General features: G+C 38.0%; 18 protein-coding genes and 1 tRNA gene. 7 read left to right on the forward strand and 12 right to left on the reverse strand.

Annotated elements, in window-relative coordinates; all coding sequences use genetic code 11:
• Positions 1 to 21 precede the first annotated feature (21 nt).
• The 8 genes from ACOMC3_RS15065 to ACOMC3_RS15100 all read right to left on the reverse strand — a co-directional run bounded on the left by ACOMC3_RS15065 (position 22) and on the right by ACOMC3_RS15100 (position 8,570).
• Entirely contained in the window at positions 22 to 1,017 is a 996-nt protein-coding gene (locus ACOMC3_RS15065; RefSeq protein ID WP_420316711.1) for an adenosine kinase, read from the reverse strand.
• Positions 1,007 to 1,894, reverse strand: a complete 888-nt coding sequence (locus tag ACOMC3_RS15070; RefSeq protein WP_420316712.1) for a glycerophosphodiester phosphodiesterase family protein — start codon at positions 1,892 to 1,894, stop codon at positions 1,007 to 1,009. The genes ACOMC3_RS15065 and ACOMC3_RS15070 overlap by 11 nt, the downstream gene beginning before the upstream one ends.
• A complete protein-coding gene (locus tag ACOMC3_RS15075; RefSeq protein ID WP_420316713.1) occupies positions 1,891 to 2,970 on the reverse strand; it encodes a metallophosphoesterase in 1,080 nt (359 codons plus the stop codon). The genes ACOMC3_RS15070 and ACOMC3_RS15075 overlap by 4 nt, the downstream gene beginning before the upstream one ends.
• Before the next feature lie 188 nt (positions 2,971 to 3,158).
• The gene (locus ACOMC3_RS15080) at positions 3,159 to 3,851 is read right to left on the reverse strand and encodes a hypothetical protein (RefSeq protein WP_420316714.1); all 693 of its coding nucleotides are present in this window, start codon (positions 3,849 to 3,851) and stop codon (positions 3,159 to 3,161) included.
• A 278-nt stretch (positions 3,852 to 4,129) separates the two neighbouring features.
• The gene (locus tag ACOMC3_RS15085) at positions 4,130 to 5,881 is read right to left on the reverse strand and encodes an OmpL47-type beta-barrel domain-containing protein (RefSeq protein WP_420316715.1); all 1,752 of its coding nucleotides are present in this window, start codon (positions 5,879 to 5,881) and stop codon (positions 4,130 to 4,132) included.
• A 626-nt stretch (positions 5,882 to 6,507) separates the two neighbouring features.
• Positions 6,508 to 6,582, reverse strand: a tRNA-Val gene (locus ACOMC3_RS15090).
• A gap of 66 nt (positions 6,583 to 6,648) precedes the next feature.
• The gene (locus tag ACOMC3_RS15095; protein ID WP_420316716.1) at positions 6,649 to 7,308 is read right to left on the reverse strand and encodes a DUF2461 domain-containing protein; all 660 of its coding nucleotides are present in this window, start codon (positions 7,306 to 7,308) and stop codon (positions 6,649 to 6,651) included.
• A complete protein-coding gene (locus ACOMC3_RS15100; protein ID WP_420316717.1) occupies positions 7,308 to 8,570 on the reverse strand; it encodes a UDP-N-acetylmuramoyl-tripeptide--D-alanyl-D-alanine ligase in 1,263 nt (420 codons plus the stop codon). The genes ACOMC3_RS15095 and ACOMC3_RS15100 overlap by 1 nt, the downstream gene beginning before the upstream one ends.
• A 50-nt stretch (positions 8,571 to 8,620) precedes the next feature.
• Between ACOMC3_RS15100 and ACOMC3_RS15105 the strand changes: the two genes are divergently transcribed.
• Positions 8,621 to 8,806, forward strand: a complete 186-nt coding sequence (locus ACOMC3_RS15105) for a hypothetical protein (protein ID WP_420316718.1) — start codon at positions 8,621 to 8,623, stop codon at positions 8,804 to 8,806.
• Here the strand turns inward: ACOMC3_RS15105 and recR are convergent, their stop codons facing one another.
• Both recR and ACOMC3_RS15115 read right to left on the reverse strand, forming a co-directional pair.
• Positions 8,807 to 9,415, reverse strand: coding sequence for a recombination mediator RecR (recR, locus tag ACOMC3_RS15110; protein ID WP_420316719.1), 609 nt, complete (start codon positions 9,413 to 9,415; stop codon positions 8,807 to 8,809).
• Complete coding sequence (locus ACOMC3_RS15115) at positions 9,415 to 9,699, reverse strand: ATP-dependent Clp protease adaptor ClpS (protein ID WP_420316720.1); 285 nt, start codon at positions 9,697 to 9,699, stop codon at positions 9,415 to 9,417. The genes recR and ACOMC3_RS15115 overlap by 1 nt, the downstream gene beginning before the upstream one ends.
• Before the next feature lie 87 nt (positions 9,700 to 9,786).
• Here ACOMC3_RS15115 and ACOMC3_RS15120 point away from each other — a divergent pair, with 87 nt between their 5' ends.
• Positions 9,787 to 11,223 (forward strand): sodium:solute symporter, encoded by a 1,437-nt coding sequence (locus ACOMC3_RS15120; RefSeq protein ID WP_420316721.1) that lies wholly within the window; start codon positions 9,787 to 9,789, stop codon positions 11,221 to 11,223.
• Here the strand turns inward: ACOMC3_RS15120 and ACOMC3_RS15125 are convergent.
• On the reverse strand, positions 11,218 to 11,550 hold the full coding sequence (locus ACOMC3_RS15125) for an MGMT family protein (protein WP_420316722.1): 333 nt from the start codon (positions 11,548 to 11,550) through the stop codon (positions 11,218 to 11,220). The two genes, ACOMC3_RS15120 and ACOMC3_RS15125, sit on opposite strands and share 6 nt — an antisense overlap.
• A complete protein-coding gene (locus tag ACOMC3_RS15130) occupies positions 11,550 to 11,966 on the reverse strand; it encodes a hypothetical protein (protein WP_420316723.1) in 417 nt (138 codons plus the stop codon). The genes ACOMC3_RS15125 and ACOMC3_RS15130 overlap by 1 nt, the downstream gene beginning before the upstream one ends.
• Positions 11,967 to 12,067: 101 nt before the next feature.
• On the opposite strand from ACOMC3_RS15130, the gene ACOMC3_RS15135 reads away from it, so the two are divergent.
• From ACOMC3_RS15135 to ACOMC3_RS15155, 5 genes are all read left to right on the forward strand, one after another.
• A complete protein-coding gene (locus ACOMC3_RS15135) occupies positions 12,068 to 12,781 on the forward strand; it encodes an ABC transporter ATP-binding protein (RefSeq protein ID WP_420316724.1) in 714 nt (237 codons plus the stop codon).
• Positions 12,778 to 13,338: a cob(I)yrinic acid a,c-diamide adenosyltransferase gene (locus tag ACOMC3_RS15140; RefSeq protein WP_420316725.1), complete on the forward strand. Its 561-nt coding sequence runs from the start codon at positions 12,778 to 12,780 to the stop codon at positions 13,336 to 13,338. Before ACOMC3_RS15135 ends, ACOMC3_RS15140 begins: the two co-directional genes overlap by 4 nt.
• 33 nt (positions 13,339 to 13,371) lie before the next feature.
• The gene (locus ACOMC3_RS15145; RefSeq protein WP_420316726.1) at positions 13,372 to 14,439 is read left to right on the forward strand and encodes a branched-chain amino acid aminotransferase; all 1,068 of its coding nucleotides are present in this window, start codon (positions 13,372 to 13,374) and stop codon (positions 14,437 to 14,439) included.
• A 211-nt stretch (positions 14,440 to 14,650) separates the two neighbouring features.
• Positions 14,651 to 15,731 (forward strand): peptide chain release factor 2 gene (gene prfB, locus ACOMC3_RS15150; protein WP_420316727.1). Its coding sequence is split into 2 segments (ribosomal slippage): positions 14,651 to 14,710 and positions 14,712 to 15,731, totalling 1,080 coding nucleotides; the frame shifts between segments, so codons are not numbered across the junction.
• 96 nt (positions 15,732 to 15,827) lie between these two features.
• Positions 15,828 to 16,970 (forward strand): MFS transporter, encoded by a 1,143-nt coding sequence (locus ACOMC3_RS15155; protein ID WP_420316728.1) that lies wholly within the window; start codon positions 15,828 to 15,830, stop codon positions 16,968 to 16,970.
• Positions 16,971 to 17,082: the final 112 nt, after the last annotated feature.

Consider the following 17,082-nt stretch of genomic DNA (forward strand, 5'->3'; position numbering starts at 1 on the left):
GTTTACAATTGAAATCGTTGATTATATCTTTGATAAGACCTCTTGAACATGGTTTTTGTTTAACCGTGGGCCAAATTTACTCACAACAGCAGAGCTCGCTGCACTTGCCAATCTTCCTGCTTCTGCGTGTGAATGACCATGATTAATGCCATATAAAAACGCGCCCGCAAACATATCACCTGCCCCAGTCGCATCGACAGCCTTTGTAGGGAACGGCTCTATTTCATGGTAATCTGTTCCGTCAAAAACAACAGCACCATCTTTCCCTTTTGTAATGACAAACTCTTTTGCAATGCTTTTGATTGCGTCTTTTGCTGCCTCAATTCCTTCTACTCCTGCAAAAAGCTCGGCTTCATGAATATTGCAGAATAAAAGATCAACTCCATCTCCTACAACTTCTTTCATTTGGTCATTGAAATACTTAACCATGGAAGGATCGGAAAATGTTAAGCTTACTTTTGTGCCGTTCTCTTGAGCAATTCGTTTGGCTTCTTTCATGGCCTCCAGGCCTGTGGGGGACGAGACGAGAAACCCTTCCATGAACAAATAATTAGCATTTACAATGGCTTCTGCATTCAATTCATTTTTGGAAAAATCAGTGGTGATTCCAAGATATGTGTTCATGGTTCGCTCGGCATCCGGAGTGATCATTACCAAACATTTTCCTGTGGTTCCATTATATAGGCTATCTGGGTTGAGGTTTGTTTCTATTCCAGCCTTAATTAGATCGTTGACATAGAGCAATCCATCTGAATCGTCAGCTACTTTACAGGTGTAAAATCCTTTTCCACCAAACTCCGCTAACCCAAATATGGTGTTTGCAGCAGATCCGCCTCCTTGTTTTTTCTTAATATCTCCCTGAACTGCTTCTAGCAATTCAGCTTGACGATCTTCCTCTACAAGGGTCATTAAACCTTTTTCAACATCATGATCACTAAAAAATTGATCTTTGACCTCAATTTCATAATCTACAAGTGCATTGCCAATTGCACAAACATCGTATTTTTTATTCATCATTTTCGGTTATTCTTAAAGCTCGATCAGGATAATCAGTAATAATTCCATCAACTCCCCATACTATCAATTGTTCCATGATAGCTGGCTCATTCACCGTCCAGGGAATCACTTTCATACCCCCATCATGTATTTCATGTACTTCAGCACGCGAAAGTAATGGATAATATGGTGAATAAACTTCAGGAATAAATCCCAGAGAATCAATATTAACCTTCCAGTTTAACTCATTTTCTATTAAAAGCACAAGTTTAACTTCTGGATATTTTTGATGAAAAAATTGTAGAATACGAAAATCAAATGATTGGATAGTTGTTTGTTCCAGCAAGCCTTTTGCTTTTAATAATTGATATACTAAATCAGAAAATGAAGGTGGAGATGGATGAAATTCTTCTTCGGTGGACCTCTTCGATTTTAGTTCAATGTTGTAATTGACTCGTTTTAGTTGATTGGATTGGATATAGGACTCTACTGTATCAATTACATCGCTCAACAGTGGTTTATATACTGCAACTTTTTTCTGTTCCGGATATTTTACATTCCCCGATGAGCCACAATCGAATTTCTTTACTTCATCATAATTCAAGCGATAAATATTGATTATTGAATCACTGGAAATGGTGTCTCCATTCACATCAAAACAAAAATCTGGTGAAATGTAGGGCTCATGACTGACTATAATCTTTCTATCCTTTGAAACCACTACGTCAAGTTCAAGTGTATTAACCCCGAGTTTAGTGGCTAAAAGAAATGCAGGAATACTATTTTCTGGAGCTAGCCCCCTTGCACCTCTATGTCCTTGTATATCAATAGGCTCATGCTCCTTATGTATTTGATTACACCCTGTAAGAATGACAATAAAGAGAGCCCAATTTTTCATGCGAGAAATTTTATTCTGGTGAAAATGTAATGCAGAGATTCCTCATTGATTACAAGTCTGTAAAAATCCGTATTTCCTAATTGCTCGGGTTGATAACTACTTTGCTTAAGGTATTTCTTACTTATATTTTTATCAAACCAATGAACCAGTCTGATTATATCACCTTCAATCTCAAGACAGGTCATTCCCCTCTTTCCTACTACGCAACCCGAATTGAACAGACAGGGTATGTGAAAAAGTGTGTTGTAAACATAATTTTGGAAGCTGTGATCTTTATTCTCCTTAAAATACTTTTTAAGCTCTTTTTTATGTGCTTTTATCTCTTGCTTGATTTCATCCAGATCTTCTTTTGAAGCGAGTGAATATTCTCTGCAGAGTTGCTCTATTTTATACCTCAGCCTTTCTATTTTATGAAGAGATTCAAACAATGGTCGATGGGTATGGCCTATTACTGAAACCACCTTATTGAAAGCAGAAAATCCATACACACGTTTTTCAATTTTGTATTGCTTCTTGCTATTATGTGAAACCGAGTAACTTTTAATTCCCAATGGATTGGCAAAATACTTTAATGTAAATCCAATCAATTCATTGTGTTCCTGATACTTTTTGCTTGCCTGGTGCCCATGAAATACAAATAAATTTTCTTCTCCGAATTTTAAACGTAATGATTCGTAGAGCTTATACTTGAACGGAAGATGCTTGATTAAAAGCAATTCTAAGTCGTGGTTCCCAATTGTTTTGAAGAGTCTTTTCTTGGCGTCAAACTTGTCAAAAAGATGGTAAACTTTTTGCCACCTATCAATAATTTTTTTGAGTTGAAATCGCTGTAGCTCTTCAATGTCTCCATTTAGAATTAATCCTGAGTCATTTTCGAGGTAATAATTCTCAAGCGCTGATTCAAAGAGATTAGCATTTAGTTTAAAATCATCTGTACTTCCCCCATCACCCATGTGAAGGTCTGAGAATATGACCCACCTCTTTTGAGATTTTAAGTCCAATGATGGGCTTTGCAGGTATAGTTTATCTAGCTTTTTGTAAAGCACTTTCGTGCTTATCTGATTTTTTCTGACCATCTAAAACATCGGGAATCAGCTCGTAATTTAGAAATATTAGCAGCAATCAAACATGCCTTTATAGACATAAAATCGAATGATAACATTGGGTTAATTTTTTGAAAAAAAACTTATTTGTGTGGCTCACTCGCACCAAACAAAAAAGGCCTGATGAATGAACACCAGGCCTCAAATAATCGCTGCTTAACCTATCTCGATTTTTTAAACTCTACAACTTCTTTTGACAAGTTGTAGAAAGTGTCATATGCTCTTATCTCAATGATGATATGATCGTCATTAACTGAATTTAAATATTCAGTTAAATCTATATTTTCTGTGTTTTTGAAAACTAATTGTGGGCCCTCATTTATTGACACAGTGACTTTCTGAACTTTTACTTTATCATCTTTTACATCAATCGCCAAATTCACATCTTTTGAAAAGACTGGCAATCCATTATCAAATGAATTTGGTGTAGTGCTAAAACCTGATCTAATTGCTGGTCCAGTTTTATCTATAAATATTTTCTCCGCTCGGATTGGCTCTTGATTACCTTCATTATCCGTACTGTAGTATTTCATGTTGTATGAACCATCGGCAAGGTCATGTGGCATCATCTGTCTCCCATCTGATTTCATATACGGATGATCTGCAACTTTGAAATATGTTGTAGCAACACCAGACTCTTCTTCAACAATTTTGAATTTAATTCTGGTAGCTGGCCCATAAATAAAATCTCCGGTTTCTGTTCTTAACAAATCGGTGCGTGGTGCTGTGAGATCCTCAATTGGAGAACTCACTCCATTGACTGTCGCGGATACATTATCCATTGCCATCTGAGCTGAAATACTTAGGCTCGCCAGAAACAACACTCCACTTAAATACACTTTGGATAAATCCATAATATTTCTTTGATTGAATTTGATGCAAATGTGATCCTAATCCAGAGCATTTTTAATCAGGGGAATAATGGCTTTTTATTTAGGTGAATTGATTAGGTATTAATCGGTGCTTTTTTTAGAAAAAAATTTATAAGTTATTGATTTAAAGGTTGTTATATTTAAACAGATAAATAAAAACTATACATCCGACTAGTCTGGATATGGAATAAGATTACAATAAAAAAACCCTGACTCATTTCTGAATCAGGGCCTATAACTAGCTGAATATTTTTAAAATTTTAATCTTCGATCTTAAATGCTATGATTTCTGATGATTCATTATTCACCAAGTCTGTTGTTGTGATTTGCACATCGTAAGACTGGCCTTTTTTGAATGCTTTCTTCTCACTAATATCAATGGTTTTTGGACTGCTATAATGCACTTCATTTTGATCATTAACCTTGTATGAAATTGAATTGGTACCAGACTGATCATCAGTAGCTCCTAAGAAAAGTCGTGTTCCAGAAGGGTAAACTGGTATACCTTCTTCAACGCCTATTGGTCTGTTACTGAAATTGTATACGATTTCAGGTCCTTTTTTATCTAAGTATAGGTCTATACTTTTAGAGTACTCCACATTGTTAACATTGTCTACAGAACGGTACATCATTCCATAATATCCTTCTTCTTTCAAAGAAAATGGCTGATCATATTTTGAAAACTCATTGCCTATTCCAGCATATTCAATAAAAGCAACTCCAGCATTCGCATCAGATCCAACCAACTTTAATTGAGTTTCTCCATTTACATAATATCTATTGGCTACCTCGAAGTAATCACCTAAGAATTCAATGCTTGTTGAAGGTTTCAAGGTATCGACAAATACCTTTTGAGTATTCTCGCTCTCTACATTTTCTACTTTATCGTTCGCGCTGAATTTTACAGAGGTTAAGCCATGGAAATTCTGTAATGAAAATGCATTTTCATACAGTTCATCAGCAGCATCTCTTGTTGTATAATTTATTTGCTTAACTCCTGCTTTGTTATCTTTCGAAGAAAGAGTAATAAGAGAGTTTGCGGAAACAAATAAGATATCATCTCTTGTGTAAGATGAAGTTGCATTTATCGTGCTTATAGGTGCTATCTTATCCAAATAAACATTCAATTCCTTTAGTTCTTCACCATTATTTACATTGTCTACACTGTAATATGTAATTACATAATCACCATCAGTCAGGCTTGATGGTAGCACTTGGCCTTCTTTTACTTTGATATATGAAAGTTCCCCTAATTTGAAGTAAGTCGCTCGAATTCCAGAGTGTTCTTCTATCACTTCAAATTGAACTTTTGTGTTGGGACCAAAAACGTAATTATCCAACTCTGTCTTTATCAGATTTGTGATTGGTGCGGTGTTATCAAATACAAAATTAATATTGGCTGCCTCAGTATAATTATTGACATTATCAACAGAATAATAGCTATACGAGTAATCACCTGAAGTTCTATTCGCAAATTCTGTTTTTCCTTCTTCCCAAGCATCATTATTAAGGCTCCAAAGACTTTGCTTAACACCTGATTGTTCATCCCAATCTTTTAATTCAATTGCCAAATCACTACCATAATAGGTAACATTTGATATACGATGCTTATTACTTGAAGTAAGTATCGGACTTACAATTGGAGGCTTACTGTCAGCATACAATTCCATCTCAACTTCTCGAAGAGGATAGACATATTCTTTTGAATTAGGATCAACTGCCCACTTGGTTCTAATTAAGTTAGGACCCTCAGTATCTAAATAGATCGGAGCAGAATCTTCAGGATGCCTCTGACTTTTTAAATCATACGTTTTACCATCCGGTGTGGTAGAAAATTTAAGATATATTGGTAAATTCTTATTGACATACGTTCTACTGGATTCATCTACATAAACCACTTCTGCTTCTTGAATAATCTTTGGAGGAGCGTTCTCCTTCTTCTTTACCGACTCATTCGAGGGGTTGGACTTGGTATTTACCATTGCATATTGTGCAACTACACTTTCTGACATTAAGAATGTCAATAAAAAAATAAAAATTAATCTAAATGGTTTCATGCGTTCTTTTATTTGGTATTACTAATGATAGAACAAATATGATAAGACCAGAAACAGATAATCATAAGTATAAATTACCGAATGTCTTTAAGAAGATTACTTAAACCGAACTAAGTAGGAATTGAGTAAAACAGCTTGTATGACAACTCATCGCATTTTTACGAGAAAAAAAGAATAGTAATTACGGAAAGATTGAAATATCACCTCTTAAAGATTATGAGACAATGGTCCGCTCAAACAGCTTGACTACCTTATTAAGTATCTCGAAATCAAATCTGTAATCGGATGGATTGAGGTTTGTATAATGTGGGCTCTGAGGGATTACTCATACCCAACTTCCTTACCGCAAAACCCCTCGTGAACCTGCGCTTTGCTGCGGTTTCGAACCAGGGTTCTCATCCCTCAATGAAGTAAATAAAAAAACCTCAATCGAAAGGATTGAGGTTTGTATATTGTGGGCTCTGAGGGATTACTTCGTGAAAGCTTTTTAGGTTTCTTCGCCTTCTTTCATTCCAAGGCTTGAGAAGACTCTTAAACCAAAAAATCCATTACACTTTCGTGCAATGGATTTCTATTTGATGTGGGCTCTGAGGGATTCGAACCCCCGACCCTCTGGGTGTAAACCAGATGCTCTGAACCAACTGAGCTAAGAGCCCCTTCTTAAAAGGACTGCAAATTTAGTACGGTTTATTTTCCGTGCAAGTCCTTAATGAAAAATAATTTTAATCCAATGCTCTACTCAAAAACTGAAGGTATGGATTGAGTGTTCGATACGACTCAACAACCCTTGTAGTAAAATCATTAGAGGTGACTTCTTTATCGCTGTACTTCCTCATATAAATAAAATGTTTCAATTGAAGTAAATCAATGTGCTCATGATCTTTAGGGTATCCTTTAGGTGCAGTTTTTAGTTTATCCTCAGAGTAAGGTTCGCTGTAGGTGTCAGAGAATTTCTTTTCCTCAATAATTGATCTTAATTCTTTGCCGTTGTAATCGATCTCCTGTCTGATCTTTTGAAGTACATCTGATGGAGGCTGATAGAGCCCCCCACCTGCAAAGTTATTTTCTGGCATTATGTGTAAATAGAATCCAGGATTTCCTGACTTTCTTCCACCTGAAGTGATAGATGCACCAAAATTTGTTTTGTAAGGATCCTTATTCTTACTGAACCTCACATCTCGATTGATCCTAAAGAGTGTTTTTTTAGGATCTATTTCTGCAACACCCGGGTGAAAGGCTGCTGTTTTTTTGATAACCTCTGATATTAGCTCAATGACCTCTTCCTTTGCTTGCAAGTAGCGCTTCTTATTTTCATCCATCCACTCCTTTTTATTGTGCTTGGCTAGATCAGACAAAAAATCTAATGTGAATTGTAAATCCATTATGCTATTGAATTTAAGATTGTTTCTAATTTGATCGATCGGGATGCTTTTAAAAGGACAGTTGTGTTCTTAATCTCCAAATTTTTTAAGTACTTCTCCAAGTCTTCTTTAGTCTTAAAATGAAATTGTGGGTCTGCTATCCAACCAAACTTTTGCCCCACTGTCAGCACATGATTTATCCCAACCTTCTTAGCATAAGTAAGCACTTCCATATGTTGAGAATTACTATCCTCCAACTCATTCATGTCACCAAGAATGGCAATTACATTTTTTCCTTGTTCAGCAAGGTTTTCAAGCGCGACCTTCATCGAATCCGGATTTGCATTATAGGCATCTAATATAATAGTAGTTGTTCCCTTTTTGATGATTTGAGAGCGTGCATTATCAGGCTCGTATGAAGCAATGGCCTTCATGATATTCTCATCTGAAACTTGGAAATACCTACCAACAGCAACAGCTGCTGCCATATTTGAAAAATTATACCTGCCAATAACATTTGTGTCCGTTTGTGACTCTCCGAGTTGTATTTTTAAATGAGGAGCAGATGACAAGAGCTTGAAATCTTTTTGCGGGAATAAAACAGGGTTTTCAAAACGCTTGGCCATATTCATCAGCACTGAATCACTTGAATTGATAAAAGGAACACCCTGTAATTTTTTTATGAAATCAAAAAGCTCACTTTTACCTCTAATCACACCCTCAATTCCTCCAAATGTCTCGGTATGAGCCCTGCCAATATTTGTTATCAATCCATGAGTAGGCCGGGCTAATTCACAATAGCTTGCAATCTCACCGACATGATTTGCCCCCATTTCAATGATGGCGATCTCCACCTGCGGGTTAATGTGAAGTAGGGTTAGTGGAACCCCAATATGATTGTTGTAGTTTCCCTTGGTTGCAAAAACGATGTATTTCTCTGAAAGAACCCGCGAGATGAGTTCTTTGGTTGTGGTTTTTCCATTCGAACCGGTAATAGCTAAAACAGGTCTCTTGAACCGCGAGCGATGAAATGCAGCCAACTCCTGAAGTGCTTTTAGTCCATCTTTTGCCAGGATTATTCGTTCATCAGTCACAAACTCTTCATCATCAACTACAGCATAAGCAGCACCTTTCTTTAAAGCCTCTTCAGCAAATTTATTGGCATTAAAATTTGGTCCACTTATAGCAAAAAAGAGATTGTCTTTTTGGATCGTCCGAGTGTCAATTGACACTCCATCACTCAAAAGGAAACGAGAATATAGAAATTCAATAAAATCACCCATTGATGACAAAAATATCCTGAATGCACCGAATGTGCCTTTATATTTACTTTATGAATTTGAAAGATTTAAGAGTGCTGGCCTTTGTGGGCATATTGCTTGCTCTTTTTCTCAGTATTTGGTACCTGATGAAAACCTATGAAGAAGGGGAACCTAAGTGGATTTACTTGATTCTCAGCTTTGGAATAGCCATCCTTTTAGCACAAAGCTTACGATCAGGTGGCAGAAGAAAGGACTGATTAATCTTGATTAAAAAGTGTACGGGTTGCAATACTTCTTCCTAAAGTTACTTCGTCGGCAAATTCTAATTCACTTCCTACTGGAATTCCACGTGCAATGGTTGTCACCTTGATTCCGAATTCCTTTAATAATTTAGTGATGTAGAAAGATGTAGTATCACCTTCCATTGTTGCGCTTAATGCGAGAATTACTTCTTTGAGCTGATCATCATGTTTAACTCGCTTAATCAACGATTCAATTTTTACGTTTTCCGGACCAATTCCATCCATAGGTGAAATTCGACCACCAAGAACATGGAACAAACCATTGTATTGTCCGGTATTTCTAATTGCCAATACATCGGGTGTATCCTCAACGACACAAATCACCGACGTATCTCTATATGCACTCTGACAGGTGCATTCTTCAGTATCAGCGATGATATGACACGTATTGCAATATTTAATATTTTCTCGAAGCTCTTTTAATGCACTTGAAAGATCTAGCGTAGAATTTTCAGGTTGTTTAAGAAGATGTAGGACCAGTCGAAGAGCAGTTTTCTTTCCAATGCCGGGAAGTTTAGATATTTCCTCAACCGCCCGCTCAACTAATTGCGAAGGATATTCCATCAAACAATAGCAGCTTTAATACCTGCAGTAGTGATGCCCTCCCTCATGGGTTTAAGCTCATCATATATCCCTTTCTTTACAGCGCATTTCCCTTTAAAGTGGATTAGAAATGTGCATTGCTCCGCTTGATGAATGTCATGCTTGCACACCTTTACAAGCGTGTTGATAACATGATCGAAGGTGTTAAAATCATCATTGTAAACCATGAGATCACGCACACTTTCACTACCAATATCTTCTCCTGTCTGTATTTCTTCCTTTATGTCAAAATCAATACTGCTCATATCTCTTGATTAAGCTGCAAAATTAATAATTACACCTCAACCAATCTTGATGTGTATTTTGCAGCCTGATTTACTAACATTAACACGATGAATCCAGTTTTCGTTGGCACAATTGTTCTAGGTTATTTCATTTTATTGATTGGTATTTCATGGATTACCTCTAAAAACGGAAAACCAACTGATTTCTATACTGCAAACAGGGAGTCCAAATGGTATCTAGTAGCCTTCGGAATGATCGGTGCTTCTCTATCTGGAGTGACGTTTATTTCTGTTCCAGGAGAAGTAGCAAATTCTAATTTTTACTATTTCCAGGTTGTCTTGGGCTATCTCGTAGGCTATTTTGTTATAGCGAAAGTCCTGCTCCCTCTATATTATCGATTAAATCTGGTCTCCATCTATACCTACTTAGAACAAAGGTTTGGATTTTGGTCTTATAAGTCCGGCGCATTTTTCTTCCTGATCAGTCGGATAATAGGTGCAAGCTTTAGATTATTTCTGGTAGCAGGTGTTCTTCAGATTGCCTTTTTTGATGCATATGATTTGCCTTTTTGGATATCCGTTCTGACCACTATCATTCTTATTTGGCTCTACACATTCAAAGGAGGAATAAAAACAATTGTTTGGACTGACACCTTGCAAACAGCTTTTATGCTGATTGCTGTAGTAGTAAGTATACTCTTCATCAAAAATGAACTCTCGTGGACTTGGTCAGAACTTACATCAAGCCTATTCCAGGATGAACGCTCCACCATCTTTAATTGGGAGTGGCAAAGTGGGAGAAATTTTTTCAAACAGTTTTTTAGTGGTGCATTTATCGCAATTGTTATGACTGGTCTGGACCAGGATATGATGCAAAAAAATCTCACCTGCAGAAATATTGGAGAAGCCCAAAAGAATGTCTTTTGGTTTTGTATCATTCTGGTCATTGTGAATTTTCTGTTTTTGAGTTTGGGAGTTCTTCTCTATCAATATGCAGAAATCGGAGGTGTCGCATTGCCCGAACGATCTGATAATCTATTCCCTATTTTAGCCGTAAATGAATTTTCAACCCTTGGCGCTGTTACATTTTTATTAGGGATAACAGCAGCTGCATATTCGAGTGCAGATTCTGCCCTTACAGCATTAACAACTTCATTTTGTGTAGACTTTCTTGGTTTTAAAAAGGAAAATTATGAAGAGAAAAAGAAATTAAGAATAAGTGTGCATTTTGGCTTTTCAATTATTCTCTTTTTCGTGATTCTAATCTTTCAGGCGATCAATGATCAAAGTGTAATCAACTCAATTTTTATTGCCGCTGGATATACTTATGGTCCATTGTTGGGACTTTTTACCTTCGGGATTTTCACAAAATGGAATGTTAAAGATCATCTTGTTCCAATAGTATGTGTTGCTTCTCCGCTTTTGAGTTACATCATAAATCTTAACTCAGAGGTTCTTTTTGGAGGCTATAAATTTGGATTTGAAATACTAATTCTGAACGGATTAATTATGCTTTTAGGACTCGTACTTATTCGAAAGTCATAATTCCAACTCCTTCATTGGATCCCAAAAATATTTTTCAAAATTGATAATCTGATCATTTTTGACTTTTACTCCCTCTTTCTCTAATAGTTCTTTCATTTTGGTTGGTGGTTGAAAATGATTCTTTCCAGTTAAAACACCGATGCGGTTTACCACTCGATGTGCAGGTACATCATGTTCACTTACAGCTCCATTCATGGCCCAACCCACTACTCGTGCGGATCTGGCTACTCCTAAATATTTTGCGATAGCTCCATAACTTGTGACTCTGCCTTTTGGAATGAGCTTGGCCACTTCATAGACATTCTGAAAGAAGCTTTCTTTATCCATCAATCCAATTTAGTTACCTCACAATCCTCTAAGATGTAAAAAAGATGAAGGGGATTATCATCATTCAAACGCAGCTTCCCGGTAACCCTAACCTGCTCATCTGTAAACCTAAATTCGCGATCTGAATATACCTCCACTACAGTCTCCGGACCGGCTGCTCCACAGAAAAAACATGATTGATAAGGAAATCTTGATAGGATGAAATAGTCTTGATTGCTCTCCTGCTGAAGAGGGATAATAAACCCTTCAAGGGTCAGCTCTTTCCCTTCCCGTAATTTTAGTTGTTCGGAAAATTTAGGTTGTTCAACTTCGACCCCCATAAAGTCATCATGCCCAATAATTATCTCGACTTTGGATAATAATTCCCAGCCGGAGAGTTGAGGAGCAAACAAAAGACTTAAAAATATTGTCAACATAACGTGTAACATTATTCGAACCAAAGCTATCTAAAAAACGTGCAAGTGTCTTGCGATGGCATCTGTATAATTTTTTACTTTAGCCGAACATAAAGATTAGTATGAGCAGCATCATCTCCACAACGGAAGTTTCCAAAAAATATGTAATGGGCAGTGAAATTATCATGGCCCTAAAATCTATTACGATCAACATTGATAAAGGAGAGTATGTGTCCTTTATGGGTCCATCAGGATCAGGAAAATCTACTCTGATGAATATCATCGGTTGCCTTGATACACCCACTGACGGAACTTACGTCTTAAATGATCATGATGTCAGTGATCTTACTGAGAACGAGTTAGCTGAAATTCGAAACAAAGAGATTGGATTTGTTTTTCAAACGTTTAACCTATTGCCAAGAGCTTCCGCACTTGAGAATGTGGCATTACCTTTAATTTATGCTGGATATAATTCAGCTGATAGAGAAGAAAAAGCACTTGCTGCTCTTGCAGGAGTAGGATTGGATGACAGAGCATATCATAAACCAAATGAACTTTCAGGAGGTCAAAGACAAAGAGTTGCAATAGCAAGGGCTCTTGTAAATGACCCTTCTATTATTCTTGCAGATGAGCCTACAGGTAACTTAGATTCCAAGACTTCATATGGAATCATGGATTTGTTCCAGGAGCTTCATGATAAAGGTAATACCATCATTATGGTTACTCACGAAGAAGACATTGCAGAATATTCTCATCGAATTGTTCGGTTAAGGGACGGTCTTATCGAATCTGATGAAGTGAATAAGAATATTAGATCAGTTAGAACACCGGCATGAGTGCAAAACTCTACACAAAAACTGGAGACAAGGGACAAACCTCACTTTTAGGTGGTAAAAAAGTTTCCAAAGCAGATCTCAGAATCGAGGCATATGGAAATGTGGATGAATTAAATTCATTTATTGGTCACTTGAAGGATCATGAAGGAGTAGAAAATCGGTTAAAGCAGCAGCTCTATTGGATTCAAGAACACCTGTTTTCAATTGGCAGTATCCTGGCAACAGAGTCAGATTTTAAAGGATTTAAGCTACCAAAAGTCACTCAAACAGAAGTCCAACAATTGGAGGTCTGGATTGATAAATTTGATGGGGAGGTTCCCCCTTTAAAGAACTTTATTCTCCCGGGTGGGCACCCGGCCGTATCACTCGCTCATGTCTGTCGAACAGTGTGTCGCAGAACCGAAAGGAGTATCATTTCGTTATCAAATCATGAAGCGGTAGATGAGTCAATTTTACAGTTCATGAATAGATTGTCTGATTATTTGTTCATCTTTGCGCGCGCAATCGGCCACATTTTAGGTGTGAAGGAAGTTCCCTGGGCGCCTGAGTCTGATTGAAAAACCCCATTTTCAACCCAAAGATTTAACAAAATGACTGAGACGTTGGACATTCAAATCACTGAAACTAGCCATTCAAAACTTTCCGAAATCGATTTCGATAGCCTCGCATTCGGGAAGACATTCTCCGATCACATGTTTGTTGCGGATTATAAAAATGGCGAGTGGACAGATTTGAGAATTACACCGTATCAGAATCTATCATTAAGTCCGGCAAACGCAACGCTTCATTATGCTCAAAGCATTTTTGAAGGACTGAAAGCACATAAAAATGATAATGGTGAAATCCTGATTTTTCGACCTGAAGCAAATGCTAAGAGACTGATCAAAAGTGCTGAACGCATGTGCATGCCGCCAGTCCCTAAAGAGTTATTTATGGAATCTATTGAAGCACTGGTTTCTTTGGATAAAGATTGGGTGCCAAGCAAGCCAGGGACTTCACTATACATAAGACCCTTCCAGTTTGCTGACGACCCATTTATTGGTGTCCGTCCTTCTGAAACTTATAAATTCATTGTCCTGACCGGACCAGTGGGGGGCTACTATTCCGAACCAGTGAAAGTGAAAATCGAAAAACACTTTACGCGAGCTGTGCGCGGTGGCGTTGGAGCTGCAAAAACGGCAGGTAACTATGCTGCATCTTTATACCCTGCCAGACAGGCCCAGGCACAAGGTTATCATCAACTTGTTTGGACAGATGGCCAAACACATGAATTTATTGAAGAGTCTGGCACCATGAACATCATGTTCGTAATCAATGATACATTAATCACGCCTCCAACAAGTGATTCCATACTACCAGGCATCACACGTGAAAGTGCATTAATTCTGGCTAGAGAATGGGGAATGAATGTTGAAGAACGACCAATCAAAGTCGATGAGGTGATTGAAGCAATCGAAAACGGCTCATTGACTGAAGCATTTGGTATAGGTACAGCCGCTACTGTTTCTCATATTGCAGTGATTGGTTATGAAGGAACAGATTATACATTACCAGCCATCGAATCCAGAACTATATCTAATAGATTATTGGATGCATTGACCAACATTAAGCTTGGTCAAGCAGAGGATAAGTATGGCTGGATTAAGAAGATTGGGTGATTGATTCCTCACAAAATTCCCCTCCTTGGAGGGGTTAGGGGTGGGTATCAATGAGTTTCACCTAAAAGTGACCCAAAAACAATGATTTTAAGAAACCCACCTCTTCTCCTTCGGGGAGGAGACTTTAAGCTATTGTTTTTGGTCATTTCATTATTATTCATTGAATCCTAAAAGACTCACATTATCTTCGCCACTGCAATTTTAGAATGCTATGACAACAGATGAATTGAAAGATTTAAAGGCTCGTGTTAATGCCTTGAGGGGGTACCTTTGACTATGATGGTCGAAAGAAAAACCTGGAAGAATTAGAACTTGTCACCGCTCAACCAGATTTCTGGAATAATCCGGAAGAAGCAGAAAAAACTATGAAAAAAATCCAGCTATTGAAAGGCTGGACCGAAAGCTACGAATCAGTAGAAACTGCTCTAGATGATGTAGAAACCCTTTTCGAATTTAATCAGGAAGGAGAGGCTTCTGATGAGGAAGTGACTGAAGCATACGATTCTGCGTCAAAGCTTTTGGAGGATCTTGAATTGAAAAAAATGCTCAGTGAGGAAGAAGATCAGCTTTCAGCGATGCTTCAAATCACACCTGGAGCCGGAGGCACAGAAAGTAATGACTGGGCCGGAATCCTCATGCGGATGTACATCATGTGGGGTGAAGCCAATGGGTACAAGGTGAGGGAAGTTGATTTTCAAGCAGGGGATGTAGCAGGTGTGAAATCTGTGACACTTGAATTTGATGGACCTATGGCGTATGGTTACCTCAAATCCGAAAATGGCGTGCACAGACTTGTCCGAATTTCTCCTTTTGATAGTGGTGGTCGCCGACATACTTCGTTCGCTTCGGTATATGTTTATCCAGTAGCTGATGATTCTATAGAGATCGATATCAATCCTTCAGATATTGATTTACACACTTCCAGATCAGGAGGTGCTGGTGGTCAGAACGTAAACAAGGTAGAGACGAAAGTGCAATTGACACATAAGCCAACAGGCATTGTGGTTGTTTGTCAGGTAGAGCGGTCACAGCTGGCAAACAGGGAGCGTGCCATGCAGATGCTTAAGTCGCAACTCTACCAGATGGAAATTGAGAAGCGCAACAAAGAACGAGCGAATATAGAAGCAGGTAAAAAAGCCATTGATTTTGGATCGCAAATCAGGAATTATGTGTTGCATCCTTATAAACTTATCAAAGATGCCCGAACAGGCTTTGAGCGAACGGATGTGCAAAATGTTCTGGATGGAGATCTGAATGATTATATCAAGGCCTATTTGCTTCATGAGGAGTAGGTTCGCTGAATTAGTAATGTTCAAATTTCCAAGTTGGATTAATAATCCTCCCCCTAACCCTCGAAACGTCGAACCGCTCCAACAGGAGAAAGATGTATGAAAAAGTATTCTCTTAATTTCTGGCTTCTCTCCTTAAGTTCGTTTCTGTTTTTTGGCTCATTCAATATGGTTTTGCCCGAACTTCCAGATTTTATGCGAACGTTTGGAGGTGAAAATTACATTGGCCTACATATAACATTCTTCACACTCACAGCGCTGATATCTCGACCTTTTAGTGGAAAGCTGACCGACACATGGGGGCGATTACCTGTGATGATATTTGGTTGTATTGTAACCGCAGTTGTTTCTCTATTTTATCCATTCTTTTTAAATATTTACGCCTTTCTATTTATCCGTTTTTTACACGGATTTTCAACCGGGTTTAAACCTACAGGTACAGCTGCCTATGTAGCTGACATAGTGCCGGTGGAGCGAAGAGGAGAAGGAATGGGCATCTTGAGTTTCTTTGGAATGACAGGAATGGGCATTGGGAACTACGTGGGAGGAGTGATAGCTATTCATTACGACATTAATGTCCTTTTCTATAGCAGTGCAGGAGTAGCTATCCTTTCAGTCCTCACTATAATGGGCATGAAAGAAACAGTAGAAAACAAACAACGATTTTCGGGAGGATTACTCAAAATAAAAAAAGAAGATATTTACGAACCAACTGTATTAGTTCCCTCAGTTGTGATGATGTTGGTCACGTTTTCTTTTGGAGCCGCATTAACACTCGCTCCCGACTTAAGCGTCCATTTAGGTATTGCTAATAAAGGCTTATTCTTCTCATACTTCACCGCCACTTCACTTATATCTCGTGTAGTTGGCGGACGATTATCAGATGAGTTTGGAAGAAGAAAAGTGTTGATAGCAGCTATGTTAATCGTAGGAACCGGATCTATATATATAGGATTCTCATCATCAGCATTTCACTTGTTTACAGGCGCTTTAATCTTTGGTGCTGGTTATGGGCTATCATCTCCTGCACTCTTTGCATGGGCTGCAGACCTTGCTCCTGACAAATTCAGGGGACGTGGATTCTCTACACTCTTCATGGCATTAGAAATCGGAATAGGAATGGGCGCATTGCTTGCAGGACAAATCTACAATGGCAATCCAGCCAACTTCCCTGTGGTCTTCGCAGGCTGTGGAAGCCTAGCATACTTAGCTTTTGTTTACTTGCTTTTCAAAGGGAAGTAATTCAATAAGAGCCATATTTTTCTTTAATCAACCTTTTTTAAGCACTTATGCCCGATTAATTGACTCCAATTCACATATTTCTAAAATAATAATCTTATTTAATTATAATTAT

It is taken from the genome of Ekhidna sp. (assembly GCF_965212185.1).
Taxonomy (GTDB): Bacteria; Bacteroidota; Bacteroidia; order Cytophagales; family Cyclobacteriaceae; genus Ekhidna.